This is a genomic window from Glycomyces sp. NPDC049804, assembly GCF_040674615.1.
GTDB classification, from domain to species: Bacteria; Actinomycetota; Actinomycetes; order Mycobacteriales; family Micromonosporaceae; genus Glycomyces; species Glycomyces niveus.
The window spans coordinates 497,115-513,548 of the sequence record NZ_JBFAMQ010000001.1 but is presented as its reverse complement, the minus strand read 5'-3'; the positions used below and the strand labels follow the sequence as shown (position 1 = coordinate 513,548).

General features: G+C 71.4%; 15 protein-coding genes. 5 read left to right on the top strand and 10 right to left on the bottom strand.

Annotated elements, in window-relative coordinates; all coding sequences use genetic code 11:
- Positions 1–83: 83 nt before the first annotated feature.
- Positions 84–566, top strand: coding sequence for a GNAT family N-acetyltransferase (locus AB0K52_RS02365; protein WP_363524950.1), 483 nt, complete (start codon positions 84–86; stop codon positions 564–566).
- 9 nt (positions 567–575) lie between these two features.
- Here the strand turns inward: AB0K52_RS02365 and AB0K52_RS02360 are convergent, their stop codons facing one another.
- Entirely contained in the window at positions 576–3,617 is a 3,042-nt protein-coding gene (locus tag AB0K52_RS02360) for a hypothetical protein (RefSeq protein ID WP_363524947.1), read from the bottom strand.
- Between the two features lie 131 nt (positions 3,618–3,748).
- On the opposite strand from AB0K52_RS02360, the gene AB0K52_RS02355 reads away from it, so the two are divergent.
- Positions 3,749–4,420: a TetR/AcrR family transcriptional regulator C-terminal domain-containing protein gene (locus tag AB0K52_RS02355; protein WP_363524944.1), complete on the top strand. Its 672-nt coding sequence runs from the start codon at positions 3,749–3,751 to the stop codon at positions 4,418–4,420.
- A 103-nt stretch (positions 4,421–4,523) separates the two neighbouring features.
- Complete coding sequence (locus AB0K52_RS02350; protein ID WP_363524941.1) at positions 4,524–5,522, top strand: NAD(P)-dependent alcohol dehydrogenase; 999 nt, start codon at positions 4,524–4,526, stop codon at positions 5,520–5,522.
- Between the two features lie 68 nt (positions 5,523–5,590).
- Here AB0K52_RS02350 and AB0K52_RS02345 read toward each other — a convergent pair whose 3' ends face one another.
- From AB0K52_RS02345 to AB0K52_RS02320, 6 genes are all read right to left on the bottom strand, one after another.
- Complete coding sequence (locus AB0K52_RS02345) at positions 5,591–5,794, bottom strand: cold-shock protein (RefSeq protein ID WP_208495170.1); 204 nt, start codon at positions 5,792–5,794, stop codon at positions 5,591–5,593.
- 343 nt (positions 5,795–6,137) lie between these two features.
- Entirely contained in the window at positions 6,138–6,659 is a 522-nt protein-coding gene (locus AB0K52_RS02340) for a phage antirepressor KilAC domain-containing protein (RefSeq protein ID WP_363524938.1), read from the bottom strand.
- Between the two features lie 112 nt (positions 6,660–6,771).
- A complete protein-coding gene (locus AB0K52_RS02335) occupies positions 6,772–7,920 on the bottom strand; it encodes an alpha/beta fold hydrolase (protein ID WP_363524936.1) in 1,149 nt (382 codons plus the stop codon).
- Between the two features lie 81 nt (positions 7,921–8,001).
- Complete coding sequence (ligD, locus tag AB0K52_RS02330; RefSeq protein WP_363524933.1) at positions 8,002–8,910, bottom strand: non-homologous end-joining DNA ligase; 909 nt, start codon at positions 8,908–8,910, stop codon at positions 8,002–8,004.
- Between the two features lie 37 nt (positions 8,911–8,947).
- A complete protein-coding gene (locus tag AB0K52_RS02325) occupies positions 8,948–10,018 on the bottom strand; it encodes a histidine kinase (protein ID WP_363524931.1) in 1,071 nt (356 codons plus the stop codon).
- A 29-nt stretch (positions 10,019–10,047) separates the two neighbouring features.
- A complete protein-coding gene (locus tag AB0K52_RS02320; RefSeq protein WP_363524928.1) occupies positions 10,048–10,692 on the bottom strand; it encodes a response regulator transcription factor in 645 nt (214 codons plus the stop codon).
- 206 nt (positions 10,693–10,898) lie between these two features.
- On the opposite strand from AB0K52_RS02320, the gene AB0K52_RS02315 reads away from it, so the two are divergent.
- Positions 10,899–12,221 (top strand): DUF418 domain-containing protein, encoded by a 1,323-nt coding sequence (locus AB0K52_RS02315; protein WP_363524925.1) that lies wholly within the window; start codon positions 10,899–10,901, stop codon positions 12,219–12,221.
- 2 nt (positions 12,222–12,223) lie between these two features.
- Here the strand turns inward: AB0K52_RS02315 and AB0K52_RS02310 are convergent, their stop codons facing one another.
- Positions 12,224–13,156, bottom strand: a complete 933-nt coding sequence (locus AB0K52_RS02310; protein ID WP_363524923.1) for a LysR family transcriptional regulator — start codon at positions 13,154–13,156, stop codon at positions 12,224–12,226.
- Positions 13,157–13,261: 105 nt separating this feature from the next.
- On the opposite strand from AB0K52_RS02310, the gene AB0K52_RS02305 reads away from it, so the two are divergent.
- Positions 13,262–13,609: a DoxX family protein gene (locus AB0K52_RS02305; protein ID WP_363524920.1), complete on the top strand. Its 348-nt coding sequence runs from the start codon at positions 13,262–13,264 to the stop codon at positions 13,607–13,609.
- A gap of 58 nt (positions 13,610–13,667) precedes the next feature.
- Here the strand turns inward: AB0K52_RS02305 and AB0K52_RS02300 are convergent, their stop codons facing one another.
- Together AB0K52_RS02300 and AB0K52_RS02295 are read right to left on the bottom strand one after the other, a co-directional pair.
- Complete coding sequence (locus AB0K52_RS02300; protein WP_363525069.1) at positions 13,668–15,068, bottom strand: glycosyl hydrolase family 18 protein; 1,401 nt, start codon at positions 15,066–15,068, stop codon at positions 13,668–13,670.
- Between the two features lie 353 nt (positions 15,069–15,421).
- On the bottom strand, positions 15,422–16,434 hold a 1,013-nt coding region (locus AB0K52_RS02295), incomplete at its 5' end, for a CorA family divalent cation transporter (protein WP_363524917.1).

Sequence of the window (16,434 nt, the reverse complement as noted above, 5' to 3'; positions counted from 1 at the left end):
GCGCCATTCAAACACACTGCGGTCAAACCGCTCTTGCGCGATCTCGGTGGCCTGGGCGGCCGCCCGCTTGCTACGTTCGGACGATGACGGAGAGCGCGCCGCTGATTCGGTCGGCCACCAGTGCTGATGCGGCCGAGCTGGCTCGGCTGCGGTGGGAGTTCAAGCTCGAAGAGGAGGCGGCCGCGCCCGGAGCCGGCGAGCGGGAGGCGTTCGTCGCCGACTGCGAGGCATGGCTGCGGGCTCGACTGGGGGGCGGTTGGAGGGCTTGGGTCGCCGAGGCGGCCGGGCGCGTCGTCGGGCATGTCTTCGTGTCGGTCGTGGAGCGGATGCCCTCCCCCACCGGCACCGACGCGCCGATCGGTTACGTCACCAATTTCTTCGTGGTCCAAGAGCATCGGGGCCGCGGGGTGGGCGCCAGGCTGCTGGAGGCGGTCAACGACCACGCCAGGACCGCACCGCTGTGCGCGTTGATCGTCTGGCCCTCGGAACGCAGCGATCCTCTGTACCGGCGCCATGGGTATGGACTCGGCGACGGCCTGCTGGAACAGCACCTCCTTCACGACTGACCGGATCGGTCAGGCGTGCCAGGAGGCGCCGATGTACTCGTCGGCGGTGTAGACGCAGAGAGCGAGGCCGCGGACCATGGCGGAGGGGTGGGCGCGGAGGCGGCGGAGGAGGTCGCGCCACGGGGCGGACCACTCGCTTTCGGCGGCGCCGCTCTGGATGATGGAGGCGGCGATGATCGCGGCGTGCGGGTCGTCGAGGTCGATCAGGGCAGTGGTGAACGGCAGTGTGTCGGGCTCATTGTCGTAGAGCATCCGCTCGTCGATCGCGTCGCCGATGAGCTTGGCCTCCACCGGGTCCTGGATGCGGTCGGCGAACGCGCGGAGGGTGCCGGGGGCGGCGTTCCAGTCGATGGTGTTGGCGAGGAGCCTGGTGCCGAGTCCGGCGGGCAGCCGCGGGACGACCGCTTCGACCAGGGGCCCGGGGATGGGCCGGTCTTCGTGCCGGGGCGCAAGGCAGGTGACGATGCGCTCGAGTCGTTGGCGCACGGGCAGGTCGCGGTCCTCTTCTGCGTTCGGCTGGTCTTCGGCGCGGGCGTTGAGGAGGTCGGCGGTGCGCAGGAGGGGCTCGGGGTCGCCGCCGGCGGCGGCGATGGCGCAGAGGGCGTTCATGGCCGCGGCCCAGACGTCGCCGGAGTCGAGGTCGGCGGCGAGGCCCACCAGGGCGTCGGCGGCTTCGGCGGCGTAGCCCGCCCAGCGGGCGAGGCCGTTCGAGCCGGCGACTTGGAGGCGCGGGTCGTCGTCTGCGGCCGCCCCGGCGAGCAGGTCGATGTAGCTGGTGCGGAACGGGACCGGGACCTGCTCGGGGGTGAGGGCGAGGACCACGGCGCCGACGTCGGGGCCGAAGCGGCCCGAGTCGGCGACCAGCGCCTGCGCCCAGGGCTCGGCGAGGCGTTCAGCGGCCACCGCCGCGACGGCTTCGCGGACGCTCGGGTGCAGGTCGGCGTCGGACCAGAGGTCCGAGAGGAGTCCGGCCGCGCCCGGCACGCGGTAGCGGGCCAGGACCCGGACGGCCTGCTTGCGGACGGTGACCTTGGGCGAGTTGAGAAGCCGCGCCGCCGAGGCGGCGATGACCTCGGGGCGGGAGGCGTGGGCGAGTCGTTCCATGACGGCGGCGGCCACGGCGGCGTCAGTGGAGTCGAGGTGGGCGGTCAGTGCCGCCCAGGCGTCGTCGACGGGGCTGACGCGGTGCAGCTCCGATACGGCGACGGCCCGCAGTCGGGCGCTGGCGCCGTTCAAGAAGGGCGCGAGCGCTTCGAGCGGCAGGTGCGGCAGTTGGGCGAGGACGCGGACGGCGTCGACCCGGGCGTGGTCCTGGCGCCGGTCGTCGCCTGCGATGCGCAGCAGGAGGGCCAGGTACGCGGACCGCGCGGCGGGCGGCCATGCGGCGAGCACGGCGGGGCTCCAGCGCCGGCAGAGTTGCTGCAGCGCTGCCGGCGTGGGTTCGCCGATCGCGGTGAACCAGGCCTGCAACAGGTCAGGGCGGTGCACGGCGAGCGCGGGGAAGAGCTCGGGGCGGCTCGGGTGGGCGGCGGCGAGCGCGGCGAGGCGTTCGCGGCGGCCGGGCCTGATCGCGGCCAGGTGCGACACGGCCTCTTGGACGACCGATGCGGTCTTCGAGTCCAGCGCGCGGTGGAGGACCGGCTCGAGTTCCGGGGCGTCGCCGAGGCGGCGGCCGAGCGCGCTCGCGATGGCCAGCGCCGTCCGGTACCCGTCCACATCGGCCATGGCGTCGAGCACGGGCGCGACGCGGCGGGCGTGCGCGAGGACGATCCGGCGCGGGAGCCGGTGGAGCAGGGCGATGAGCGACCAGCGGTCGGCTTCGGTGGAGAGGCCGTCGAGGAGGCGTTCACCGCTCGCGACGAGTTCGGGCCGGTGCGCGCTGCATCCGGCGAGGATCAGGCGGCCGACCATGTCGATGATCTTGGCGACGGTGCCTGCGGATCGCGCCGGTGAGGTCAGGCACGCCTCGGCGAACGATTCGAAGGCGGCCAGGCTCTCCTCGGTCCAGTCCTGCGGGCGGATCGCTTTGAGGCCCAGAAGGATCCGGTCGTGGATGGAACCTTGGTCCGTGGCGGCGCGGTCGAGGAGCGCGAAGAGCCCGGTGACGGCGGCCGGGTCGCGGCGCAGGGCGGCCGCGTGGACGAGGGCGCCGTAGGCGCGGGCGCGCGAGTCGGCGTCGGAGCGGCGGGTGGCGGCGAGGAGGTCGTCGCGGATCTCGTCGAAGGGCAGGTTGGCGGTGATGGCGAGGCGTCGGGCGGGGTCGCCGGCGATGCGGCGGTCGGTGAGGAGCCGCCTCGCGGCCTCGGTCCGCGCGTCGCGCGGGAGGAGGTCGAGGAGGGATTCGTCGTCGAGGTGGGCGCCCGCTGCACGGACGGCTTCGAGGACCGTCGTCCGCTGTGAGGGGGCGGTGCTGCGCAGTACGGCGGCGAGCGCGGTGGCGTTGCCGCTCCGGCGGATCAGCGCGGCGGTGCGGGCCGGGGCTTCGGCGGCGAGGCGGCGGAGCAGGGACGGGCGCCGCATGGCCTCGTTGAGGAGTCGTTCGCGCTGGGGGTCGACGAGGTGGTTCCAGGCGCGTTCGCGGTCGGCGGCGAGGAGCGCCGGCATCGCGGTGAGGACGATGTGGTCGGTGGCGGCGGGCGCGGGGTGGTGTTCGAGGAGGTCGAGCCAGGCGAGGGGCGCGGCGGCGAGGGCCGCGCTGAGGCCGGAGCGGTGGCGGTGCCACCAGTCGGCCCGTTGCGCGGGCGTGCGATCGCCCAGGGCGGCCGAGGCGTAGGCGGTGAAGACCTCGGTGTGGTGGCGTGCGAACGCGGCCCAGGAGGCGACGTGCGGGGCGAGGGCGGGCAGTCCGGCCGCGATGACGGGGGCGGAGCAGGCCGCCAGCAGCTTCGCCGCCTCTTCGGGGCCGTGGCGTTCGGCCACCACCGGCAGGAGCCGGTCCGCGAGGGCCTCGTCCCGGTGCTTGCGCAGGGCGCGGTAGCCGGCGAGGCGGTCAGCCTTCGACTGGTCCGGCAGCGACTCGTCGGGGGTGGGCGGCGGGGGCGGGGTTTCCATGCGGCGCTCCAGAAGGCGTGTGCGGCGGTGCCGGGTCATCGTGTCACAGCGATGCCACCCGCGCCGGCGAAGCCGCTGGCCGCGGCGCAGGCTTACGTTGTACGGTACGTTCGCCGGGAAAGGGGTGGCCGATGGCGCGGGCGGGGCAGCAGGCCGGGTTGAGCCGGGAGCGGGTGCTGCGCGCGGCTGTGACCATCGCGGACGAGCGCGGTCTGGCGGCGCTGACGATGCGGAGCCTCGCGGAGTCGCTCGGGGTCGAGGCGATGTCGCTGTACCACCATGTGGCGAACAAGGAGGCGGTGCTCGACGGGCTGGTCGAGGTCGTCATGGCCGAGGTCGAAGAGGCCGTGGCGGGGCTCGATGCGCCCGCGCCCGAGGACGACTGGCGGTCGGCGATGCGGATGCGGGTGCTCGCGTCCCGGGAGGTGCTGGTGCGGCATCCGTGGGCGCCGGGGGTGTTCGAGACGCGGACTGGGGCGAGTCTGGCGGTCGCGCGGTACTTCGACGGGGTGCTCGGGCTGATGCGCCGCGCCGGTTTCAGCTACGAGCTGGGACATCGGGCGCTGCACGCCTTGGGGAGCCGGGCGCTGGGCTTCTCGCAGGAGCTGTTCGCGCCGGACGGCATGGAGGCGCCTGAGGAGGCCATGGCGGCGATGGCCGAGCAGGTGCCCCACCTGGTGGCGATGATCGCGGACGCCTCGCACGGCGGGGCTGTGCTGGGCTGGTGCGACTACCAGTCCGAGTTCGAGTTCGGGCTGGATCTGATCCTGGACGGCCTGGAGCGGTTGCGCGAGCGCACCTAAGCCCGGTTTTGCCGTGTTTGCACTGGTGGGGTGGGGTGCGCGCTTGACAGGCTTACAACGTAAGGCTTATCGTGACTTACAACGTAAGCCAGTGGAGGAGCGCATGAGAGCCATCGTCCAAGCACGCTACGGGCCGCCCCGGGAAGTGCTCGAGCTCAAGGAGATCGACCGGCCCGAACCCGGTCCCGGCGAAGTGCTCGTCGGCGTGCGGGCCAGCAGCGTCAACACCCCCGACTGGATCGCGGTCACCGGCGTCCCGTACGTGCTGCGCCTCCAAGGCGGCCTCCGCAAGTCGCCGCACGTGGTGCGCGGCAGCGACCTCGCGGGGATCGTCGAGGCGGTGGGCGCGGACGTCGCGGACCTCGCGCCCGGCGACGCGGTGTTCGGCTCGGTGTGGACGAGCGAGTTCGCCACGGCGGGGGCCTTCGCCGAGTACACCGTCGCGCCCGCGACCCAGCTCGCGCCGATGCCCGAGGGCGTGGGGTTCGAGGAGGCGGCCGCAGCGGTGATGTCGGGCGTGACCGCGCTGTGCGCCATGCGGGACACCGTGGAAGTCCGAAAGGGAATGAAGGTCCTCGTGAACGGCGCTTCCGGCGGCGTGGGGACCTTCGCGGTCCAGATCGCCGCGCACTGCGGCGCCGAGGTCGCCGGCGTCTGCAGCGGCGCCAATGCCGAGCTGGTGCGCGGACTCGGTGCGCGCCATGTCATCGACTACACCGAGGACGACTTCACCCGGGGTGGCGAACGCTACGACGTCATCCTCGACAACGTCCTCAACCACCCGCCGAGGCGCACCGCCCGCGCGCTCGCGCCCGGCGGGGTGCTCATCCCCAACAGCATCGGCAACTCCGGGGGCCTGCTCGCCGGGCTCGGCCGCATGGCGGGCGCGAAGCTCCTGGGGATGACGCGCCGCGCCGACGTCCGCTTCTCCCCCTCGGTGACGAACCGCGAGAACCTCACGGCCATAGGCGAACTGCTCGCCTCGGGCGCGGTCCGGGCGGTCGTCGAGCGGGCCTACCCGCTCGAGGAGACCCCCGCCGCCGTCGCGCACATGTTCACGCACCGCGCGCGCGGCAACATCGTCATCACCGTCGCCGCCTGACCCCGGACACCATGAAAGCCGCTGTCCTTCTGCGAAGGGCAGCGGCTTCCCGTTGAGAGCTGTGGAGGCTAGAGAGCGCGCAGGTTAGCGGCCTGCGGACCCTTCTGACCCTGCTCGATGTCGAACTCCACCCGCTGGTTCTCCTCGAGCGACTTGTAGCCGGTGCCAGTGATCGCGGAGAAGTGAACGAAGATGTCCGGGCCGTCGCCCTCCGGAGCGATGAAGCCGAAGCCCTTCTCCGAGTTGAACCACTTAACGGTGCCTTGCGCCATTACTGAATATCCTTGGTGTTGAGCTCAGACCGACGGTTTCGCACTCGGGACTCGCGTCCGTTCGCACTCCGCCGCCACGCGGTCTGATATTGCCGCCATTGCTGGCGCTTCACCACCCTGGTTCGCATTGCTGTGATCCAAGGTGGCCCCTGGACCCTACAGCACTCCCGCCCCATTGCACCCGCCCCGCGCGGAAATTATTCTCGCATTTGACCGTTTGTCCGATAATGTCCCGGGATTTTGCGGAGATTGGTGCCGAAGGTCATGCGGACAGGGGGTCGGAGACGGCCCGCCGGAAGGGGCCGGCCCGGTCGATCGCACGACCGGGCCGGCCCGTGCCGCGCTACGGGCGGTTGTCGTCGGGACGGGCGCGGTCGCTCTCGCGGGGTGCCTTGAGCGGCAAGGGTTCCGAGGTGCCGAGGCGCTGGCGCAGTTCGGAGAGGCCCTTGAGGGTGATGCGCAGCTGCGGGGCGTCCAGCAGGAGCTCGCCGGTGCGCGGGTGGTGGTGGGACTGCGGGATCTCGGTGAGCCAGCCGGCGTCGACGGCGGACTGGCGGGCCCGCCAGGCGCGGTCGCTCCGCTGCCGGTACGCCCAGCGGAGGTCTTCGAGCGCCTTGAACAGGCGGTTCTGGCCGAGGGCGATGGCCGGGTCGCGGGAGAGGATCTTCGCCGCGTCGGCGGCGGAGAACGTGCCGCGCGCGGACGCGAGGCGGTGCCAGGACTCGGCGGCGGGCGCGAGCGCCTCGACGTGCGATTCGGCGGTGTCGGCCCGGTCGGCCTCCTCCAGCACCATCAGGGCGAGGTCGCGGTTCGTGAGACCGCGGGGGTAGCTCTGGTCGCTGCGCGGGCTTGGGGTGACGTTCATGCATCCACTCCGTTCGTCGTGCTCTGACCACGACTCTACCGGTGGGGTACGACATTTCCGCCCGCGTGAAATCCGGCGGAGGCACTGGTCAACCGCCGGATCTTCCGTGTTCTCAGAGAGCGGCCAGATAGGACTCGAGGGTCGCGGCGTAGGCGGCCGGGTCCTCGTTCCAGGACGCGCAGTGGCCCGAGGCGGTCTCCATGACGGTGGTCTGCGCGGGGTCGAGCATCGACGCGAAGTCGAGCGTCGCCGTGTGGTCCACGGTCTTGTCGGCGGTGTCGACGAACAGGAGCACCGGCAGGTCGAAGTCGGCGGCGAAGTTGCGCTGGTCGAGGTCGTCGAAGTCGATGTCGGCGCGGAACTCGACGATCCGCTTGGCGGCCCAGGTGATCGGGTCGATGACGTTCCGGTCGGCGGCCTGCATGTCGAGCGTCGAGTTCCAGTCCATGACGGGCGAGTCGAAGACGAGGCCCTTGACGACGGACGGGTCGTCCAGGTGGCGGTAGGCGGTGGCGACGACCGCGCCGCCCATGGACCAGCCGTGGAGGATCACCGACCCCGCGCCGTTGGCGAGCGCGTAGTCGACCGCGGCGATGAGGTCCTCGCTCTCGTGCGCGCCGAGGCTGTGCATCCCGTTGGGGGCCTTGGGGGCGTCTTCGTCGTTGCGGTAGGTGACGGCCAGGACCGGGTGGCCGGAGGCGGCGTAGAGGCCCATGCCGCGCAGGGTCTCGGCGGGGGCGGCGTTGCGGCCGTGGACGGTGATGACCCATGTGTCCGAGGCGCCCGGCACGAACCAGGCGGGCATGTCGCCGAGGTCCGCGGGCACCTGCACGTCCTCGTAGTCCAAGCCGAGGCCGGTCTTGGGGTCCTCGCCGAAGGTCCACTTGTCGATGCGGGCCTTCGTGCCCGCGGCCAGGTCGCCGACGAGGACCGTTTCGACGGCACGCGTCACGGTCGCGTCGTCGCTGGCGAGGACGTCGCCGAGGACCGCTTGCCCGCCTTCCCATTCCAGGCCCCACGTGCCGGGCCGCTCGGTGTCATCGGTGAGCGGGAGGGTCACGGTGGCGCCGTCGGCGGCCGCGACGGTGAGCCCGTACGGGTCGTCCTCGTGCGTGACGTTGATGACCTCGCCTGAGAAGTACCAGCCCGCGGCGCCGAGACCGCCGAGGGCGAGCACGAGGAGCACGCTGAGCGCGATGACGACCGGGCGCAGCCAGCGCCGTCTGCGGGCGGGGGCCTCAGTGTCCAAGGGAGTCTTCAAAGCGGGTCCTACGAGGTCGGGAGGAGGGGGTGACCGCTCGATCTTAGATCGCGGCTGCGAGGCCGGCCTCCCTCGTAGGAGCTAGTCCCCGAGAGTGAGGAGGCGCTCGCGCGCCTCGCGGGCGGAGGCCGCGTGGTCCCCCATGCCCGTCCACGGGTCGGTCTTGCGGGCGAGGCGGCGGCGCATGGAAGCGGGGTCCTGGCCGTCGGGTGCCGCGCGGCCCAACTCGGCCCAGTCGAGCGGCGTGGCGACGGCCGCGCCGGGGCGGGCGCGCAGCGAGTACGGGCAGACGAACGTCTGGGCGTAGCGGTTGCGGCCGCAGTCGAGGAAGATGCGGTCGCCGCGCTTGGCCTTGCGCTGCGCGGTGGTGAGGTGGTCGGGGTCGGCGGCGGCGAGGCGTTCGGCGAGGCCGACCGCGAGGTCGTGCACGGCGTCGTAGTCGGCGGTGCGGTCGAGCGGGGCGGTGATGTGGAAGCCGCGGCCGCCGGTGGCCTGCACGAACGGCGCGAGGCCGACCTCGGCGTAGAGGTCGCGGAACCGGCGGGCGACATCCCGCAGGAGCGCCACCGGAGTGCCGTCGGCGGGGTCGAGGTCGATCACGAGCCGGTCCGGATGATCCGGCTTATCCACTGTAGAGAGCCACACGTGGAACTCGATGGCGGCCTGGTTCGCGAGGTAGACCAGGGTCGCCTCGTCGTCGCACACCACGTAGTCGACGGTGCCCTCCTTGGCCTTCATGGTCTCGGTGCGCACCCAGTCGGGGAAGTAGTCGGCGGCGTGCTTCTGGAAGAACCCGGAACCGGCGATCCCGTCGGGGAAGCGGCGCAGGGTCAGCGGCCGGCCGGCCAGGTGCGGGAGCATCGCCTCGGCGACGGTCCGGTAGTGGCCGACGAGGTCGCCCTTGCTCACGTGGTCGGCGGGGAACAGCTCCTTCTCGACCTTGGAGAGCTTGAGGTCGTGCCCGTTGATGTGCATGGTCTGCGTCGACATGCGCGGGAGGTACCCGGGCCGGGACGCGCGGAAACCGTCACACCGGGAGCGTGAGCGTGTTCCGCCAGCCGCCGCCAGGGGTCGCGCCCCAGGTCAGGGTGCCGCCCAGGAGCGCGGCGCGCTGCTGGAGGCCGAGAAGGCCGTGCCGCGAGCTCGGCAGTGGGACCGTGGGCCGCGTGGGGGCGGTGGAGGTGACCGTGACCGTGACGCGGCCGTCCTCGTGCCGGAGCGCGACTTCGGCGCTGGCGCCGGGGGCGTGCTTGCGGACGTTCGTCAGCGACTCCTGGACTGTGCGGTAGACCGCGCGTTCGGCGGGCGCGCCGAGCTCGGGGTGCGGGCCGATCTGGAGGGTCGCCTCGATGCCGCTGCCCGCCACGAGGTCCGCCAGCTGCGCGAGGGTCGGCTGCGGGGCGAGGTCGGTGGGGCCGGAGCCGCCCGCGCGCAGCACGTTCACCATGTGCCGCAGCTCGTCGAGGGTGCGAACGCTCAGTCTGCGGATCGTCCCGGCCGCCTCCTTCGCCTCGGCGTCCGCGGTGCTCACCTGGAGCGCCCCGGCCCGGACCGCGATCAGGCTGACCTGGTGCGACACCACGTCGTGCATCTCGCGGGCGAGCTGGGCGCGCTCCTCGGCGAGGATCTTCTGCGTCGCCATCAGCTGCTCGTGCTCGCGCGCCTCGGTGATCTCCTCCAGGCGCGCGGAGAGCTCCCGGCGGGCCTGCACGAACTGGCCGAGGAACGCGGCCGCGGCGGCGGGCGCCAGCGCGTACGCGATGTACGCGAGCCACCAGGAGTCGATCACGATGTCGCCCAGCTGGGTGTCGACCGGCCAGATCATGCAGGTCGCGAGCACGAGCGCGCATGTGGCGACGAGCCATTTGCGGTGGGAGACGGCCGCGAACGTGAACAGCGCGATGAGCGCGGCCGCGGAGTTGCCGATCAGCCACGCGCTCGGCAGCGTCAGCGCGAACACGGCGAGCGGCCAGCGCCGCCGGGCGAACAGCGCGAGGACGCCGAGCACGGTGAGGATCATCTGCCAGGTGAGGACCGGCCACCAGTACGAGTACCAGAGGTCGGCGGCGGCGACCGCGACCACCGCCGTGTCCGTCATCCACGGACGCCACCAGCGGCGCAGCCGGTTCACCGGCGGTCCCGCAGGAGCCCGGCGCGCTCGGCCGCCAGCGCGGCCTGGACGCGGCCGGAGACCTCGAGCTTCGTGAGGATCGCGCTCACGTGGTCCTTGACCGTGCCAACGCCGAGGTAGAGCCTGGCGGCGATCTCCCCGTTCGAGAGCCCGTCCGCGAGCAGGACCAGGATCTCGCGCTCGCGGGCGCTCAGGCGCTCGATGGGGCCGCCCTCCGGGGTGCGCCCGGCGAGGTAGCCGTCGACCACGGTCGAAGTGACCTTCGGAGAGAGGACCACGCCGTCCGCGGCGAGCGTGCGCACCTGGAGCGCCAGATGCTCGGGGTCGGTGTCCTTGAGGAGGAACCCGGCCGCGCCCATGCGCAGCGCGGCGGCCACGTACTCGTCCGTGTCGAACGTGGTCAGCATGGCGACGATCGGCGGGCTGGGGAGGGCCCGGAGGCGTTCGAGCACGGTCAGGCCGTCCACGTCCGGCATGCGGATGTCGAGCAGCACCACGTCGGGGTGGAGCCGCCCGACCTCGGCGAGCGCCTGGCGGCCCGAGACCGCGGCGACCACCTCGATGTCCCCGGCGGCGTTCAGGATGTGCTGGAAGCCGGTGCGGATCAGGGCCTCGTCGTCGACGACCAGTACGCGGATCACCGGGCCTCCTCTCGTTCGCAAGTCTGAGACGATTGGTAGCACGTCCGCGCCACGTTCCGCCCCCCTCGGGCCGCGAAGTCCGGGAAAGACCCGCCGATCGGCGGGTGCGATCCGGCCGGGCGGCGGATCGGTTGCGCCCTGGCAGCGGGTCGGGTCCCGCGCATCGCCGGATGGGAACCGCCCGAATCCCGCCGCACGCTGGGTCGATGGCTAACAACATCATCGAGTTCAGGCCTCGTGAACTCGCCCCCGCACCCGAGGAGCCGCCCGCCCGCGACGCTTCACTCGGCCGCATCATCGGCCTCGACGCCGCCCGCGCCCTCGCCGTCTTCGGCATGTACTACTCGCACGTGGGCCCGTGGGCGAACGAGTCGGGCACGTGGAAGAGCTTCCTCATGGAGATCCCCCACGGCCGCTCCTCGGCGCTGTTCGCGACCCTCGCCGGGCTCTCCCTCGTCCTCATCGCGGGCGGCTCGCGCCCCAAGACCGGCCGGCCCATGCGGCAGGCGGTCGTGCGCATCGCCATCCGCTCCGTGCTGCTGCTGGCGCTCGGCTCGTGGCTGGTCGCCATGGGCACCTCGATCGTGGTCATCCTGGCGTACTACGGCCTGTTCTTCCTGCTGGCGCTGCCGTTCATCAAACTGCGGGCGCGGACCCTCGCGATCCTCGCGGTCGCCGTCGGCATCGGCGGGCCGATGATCATCCAGTGGGCGTGGTCCTCCGACACCTCCTGGATGGAGGCGATCGACGCGAAGGACCCGCTCGCGATGTGGAGCGGCGAAGGCGTCACCTCGCTGCTGGTCCTCGGCACCTACCCGGGCATCGCTTGGATGGCGTACATGTTCGCGGGCATGGCGATCGGCAAGCTCGACCTGACGAAGCCCGCCGTCCAGGCGCGCCTCCTCATCATCGGCCCGGCGCTGGCCCTGCTCGGCTACGGCGGCGCGTGGCTCATCGGCAAGTTCCTGCCCTCGGTGGACACCTCGGCGATGGACGCGAGCTGGAAGGCCTTCGACGAGGCCATGTCGAAGGCCCTGGACGGCCAGGACACCAAGAACTGGACCGAGGAGCAGTGGAAGGCCTTCGACGCCGAGCACGCCTCGATCTACGACCTCATGCCCAAGGACGAGGGCATGACCGGCACCGGCTTCGACTGGACCGGCCTGGTCGCCGCGAGCCCGCACTCCAACATGCCCTTCGAGCTCGCCGGCAACATCGGCGTCGCCTTCACGCTCATCGCCGGCCTCGTGCTCCTCTTGGGCCGCTTCGCGAAGCTCCGCTTCTGGCTCGCCCCGCTCATCGCGGTCGGCTCGATGTCCCTCACCGCTTACGTCGCGCACATCGCGGCCGTCTGGTACCTCATCGACCACCCCGCCAACGGCGTCGGCTACGAGACCGGCTGGCGCATGTGGGCGGTCTTCGTCGTGGCCATGCTCGCCTTCGCCCTCCTCTGGAAGCGATTCCTGAAGCGCGGCCCCCTCGAATACCTCATGCACTGGGCGACGCTCCCCGCGAAGCTCGTCAAGTAACTTCACTCCCGCACACGGCGGACCGGCGCGCACTGGGGTAAGCGCCGGTCCGCCATTTCGCTTGCCGCCGTGATGAAGTCCGCCAAGGCCGGGGTCGGGGGCGTCGACTTCGGCCAGGCGAGGGCCACGGTGCTCGGGGCGACGCCGTCGAGGTCGCGGTAGGCGATGTCGGGGCGGGCGTAATAGCGGGCGGCCGAGGCGGGGGCGAGGGCGATGCCGTCGCCGTTGGCGATCGCGGTGAGCCAGTCGTCGGGGTGCTCGGTCACCGCGCCGACCTTGACCGGGCGGCCGCCGCGGGACTCCGCGCCGATCCAGTGGTCCCGGAAGGCCCCCGTCGCCGCAGGGGCCGCGATGAACGGCTCGTCCAAGAGATCCGCGAAGACGAGCGCGTCGCGTCGCGCCAGCGGATGGTTCGCGGCCATCGCCACGCAGCGGGGCTCGGTGAGCAGTTCGAGCAGATGGAACGCGTCCTGGTCCGGGAACGGCAGCCGCATGAACGCCGCCTCGACCTCGCCGGAGGCCAAGGCCGCGGTCGGCGCGCCCCAGCTCGCCTGGCGCAGTTCGACCCGCCAGTCTGCACGGCGCTCGCGGAAGGCGGCCGTGATCGCCTGGGTCTTCTCGTTGGCGGCGCTGGCGAGGAAGCCGACACGGAGCACTTTGGACGACGTCGCTGCAGCGGCTCGCACGGCGCGTTCGGCACGGTCCCAGGCGTCCAGGACCGGGCCGATCGATTCGGCCAGCGCCGCACCGGGTCCGGTGAGGGCCATGCCGGCCTTGGAGCGTTCGAAGAGGGCCGCGCCGAGCTGCTCCTCGAGCTGGCGGATCTGCTTGGTCAACGCCGGCTGCGAAATGTAGAGACGCGCCGCGGCCTTCGTGACGCTGCCTTCCTCGGCGACGGCCTGGAAGTAGCGCAGGAGCCTGGTGTCCACATCCATAACCGGAGGTTATCTATACAGGTATTGGACACGGTTCGCGGGACGTCTGAGACTGGAGGCGATCCGGCGGAACGGCCGCCGGGCGTTCGCCGGAAGTCGCACACCATGTTCATCGCGCTCGTCGCCCTCACCGCCGTCAACATCGCCGCCAACGCGATCGAGGCAGTCGGGAACTTCATACAGGCCGAATGGGTCAAGCGGAACTCGCACGCGGTCGGGGTCCCGGACTCGTGGCTGCCGTCCCTCGGGTGCGTGAAGGCGGCCGCGGCGGTCGGGCTCGCAGCCGGGTTCTGGTGGCGGCCCTTGGGGATCGCCGCCGGGATCGGCCTCGTCGTGTTCTTCGTGCTGGCGTTGGCGCTGCATGTGCGGGAGCGGGTGTTCCACAACATCGCCGGGCCGATCGGGTTCCTGGCGTTGAGCATCGCGGCGCTGTGGCTCATGGCCGCCGCGTGAGCATGGCCGGCGGGTCCGTTACGGCCCCGCCGGCCGGCTGCGGGTCAGCAGGTTGTGGCTAGTCGAGACCGTTGGCGATGGCGCTGACGAGGGCGCCGTTGCTCGTGTCGCCGGACAGCTCCCAGGCGAACGCGCCGCCGAGGCCCTGGCTGTTGGCCCAGGCCGTCTTGGTCGCGATCGTGGCCGGGGTGTCGTAGCTCCACCATTCGCCGTTGCAGTAGGCGTAAGCGGTGCCGCCGACGGTTCCCGTTGCGGGGCATTCGCTCACGAGGACCTTGTAGTCCTCGATGCCGGCCTCGTAGGTACCTGGCGCCGGGCCGGTCGCGGAGCCGCCAGGTGCCGACTGGGTGACGCCGGTCCAACCGCGGCCGTAGTAGCCGATGCCGAGCAGGAGTTTCGAGGACGGGATGCCGAGCGACTTGAGCTTGGCGATCGCGGTGGCGCTGTCGAAGCCCGCGATCGGCTGGCCGCTGAAGGAGTTCAGCGCGGAGTGGGGGGCGGTCGGTCCGTCCTTGTCCCAGGCGCCGAAGTAGTCGTAGGTCATCACCTGGTAGTAGTCGACGTACTGGGCCGCGGTGCCGTAGCCGCCGAGATCGATCTTGCCTCCGGAGGTGCCGTCGGCGGTGATCGCGGCCGTGACGAGCTCGCTGCCGAACTTGGCGCGCAGGGCCTTCATGAGGTTGGTGAAGGCCTGAGTGCCGGAGGTGTCGCAGGTGAGGCCGCAGGCGTTCGGGTACTCCCAGTCGATGTCGATGCCGTCGAACAGGCCGTTCCAGCGGGCGTCGTGCAGCAGGTTGTAGCAGGACTCGGCGAACGCGGCCGGATTCTGCGCCGCCTGGCCGAAGCCGCCGGAGTAGGTCCAGCCGCCGAAGGACCAGACGACCTTGATGTGCGGGTACATCTCCTTGAGCTTGATGAGCTGGTTGAAGTTGCCGCGCAGGGGCTGATCCCAGGTGTCGGCCTTGCCGTCGACCGACTGGTCGGCGGTGTAGGCCTTGTCGATCGCCGCGTACGAGTCGTCCAGTGTGCACTGGCCGTTCTTGACGTTGCCGAACGCGTAGTTGATGGTCGTGAGGTCCTCGGCCGACCCGGAGGTGACGATGTTCTTGACGTGGTAGTTGCGCCCGTACACGCCCCACTCGGTGAAGTAGGCCGCGTTGATCTTGCCGCCGCCGCCGGGGTTGCCGGTGGGCTCCTCGGTGGGCTGCTGCGTGGGGCTCTGGGACTGGGTGGGGTTCGTGTCGCCGCCGCAGGCGCCCTTGGACTCCCAGACACCCCATTCGCCGGTGGTGCCGGGGGTCTCGCCCTGGGTCCACCACTTGGCGCGGTACTCGGTGCCGTTGTGGCTGGCGGTGTCGCCGCCGACGTAGACCTTCGACGCGGACCAGGCGGGCGAGCAGGCGATCGCGGCGGAGGCAGTGAAGGGGTTGGCGACGGTGTAGATCGCTCCGGCGGTCATCACGGCCAGGGCCGCGCCGATCGCCGCGATCATCCGTCTCGTTTTCAGTCGTCTCAATGTTCCTCCCAAAAGTAAAGAGACTTAACTGATAGGTATCTTTATTTTTACGGCAGCACGGAGCGAAGTCAAGGATTTGCATTGAAAAATTTCAATGGTTCGGTTCGCCTGAAATGGGAGCGTTCTATTGCGACGCAGCGCGACGACCGCCTCCACACTTTCGTTTTGCGCGGCCCCGCTACAGTGGTCTGCGAAGGCAGGCAGGGCCAGAGGGGCGGCGCCGCCGCACCCGCGCTCGCGAGGCGAGAGCGGACGCGGCGGCACCGCCCCTCACCCGTCCCCGCTGGAGGACGGCGTTAGAGCCAGCCGTTGCGCTTGAAGCCCCGGTACAGCAGGACGCACACGAGCACCATCAGCAGCAGCGACATCGGATACCCGACCACCCAGTGCAACTCGGGCATGTCGTCGAAGTTCATCCCGTAGATCCCCGCGATGATGGTGGGCGCGATGGCGATCGCGGCCCACGCCGAGATCTTCTTCGTGTCCTCATTCTGCCAGGTGCCGATCTGGCCCTGGTGGGCGGTGAGCACCGTCCCCAGCAGGCTCATGCACGTCTCGATCGCCGCGTCGACGCGGATCAAATGCGCGGCGACCGTGCCGAAACCCCGGTGCTGCAGGACATCCAGACCCCCGCGCCGCTGCTTGAGCGAGCGGGCGAACGGCACGAGGGGCTGCACGGCGTTCTGGAATTCCAGGGTCTCGCGGATGAGGAAGTAGATCTCCTGGTTGCGGTCGACGCGCCCGCCGGAGAAGATCGCGCGCTCAAGGTCGTTCACGTCGTCCGCGAGGTCTTCGACCGCGCCGTCGTACTGCTGCACGATCGCGTCGAACAGGGCGTGGACGACCCCCGCCAGACCCTCGGCGCGGAACGCGGGATCCTCGGCGAGGCGGCGGCGAACGGCGGGAGCGGGATCGACCACGCCGCGGCGGACGGTGACGAGCGAGCGCCCATCGGTGTAGAAGGTGAGGTCGCCGGTCTCGACCTGCCGGGTCGCCTCGATGTACCACACGGTCTTCACGAGTACGAGCATCGCGCCCTCGACGGTCTCGACCTTGGGGCGGCGGTGGGTCGTGTGCGCGGGGTCGACGCTGAACCGGTCGAGTCCGAGGGCTTCGAGCGCGGCGGCGAGGAGTTCGGGGTCGGGGGCGTGGAGCTCGACCCACACGAAGGAGTCCTCGGGAGCGGCGTCGCCGCGCAGCTGAGCGGCGTCGCCTCGATGGACCTCGGCCCCGCCGGGCCCGACCACGGTGTAGTCGATCATCCCGCGCCTCCGTTCCCTTCCCGCGCCGGCGACCTCGCTTCGATGCC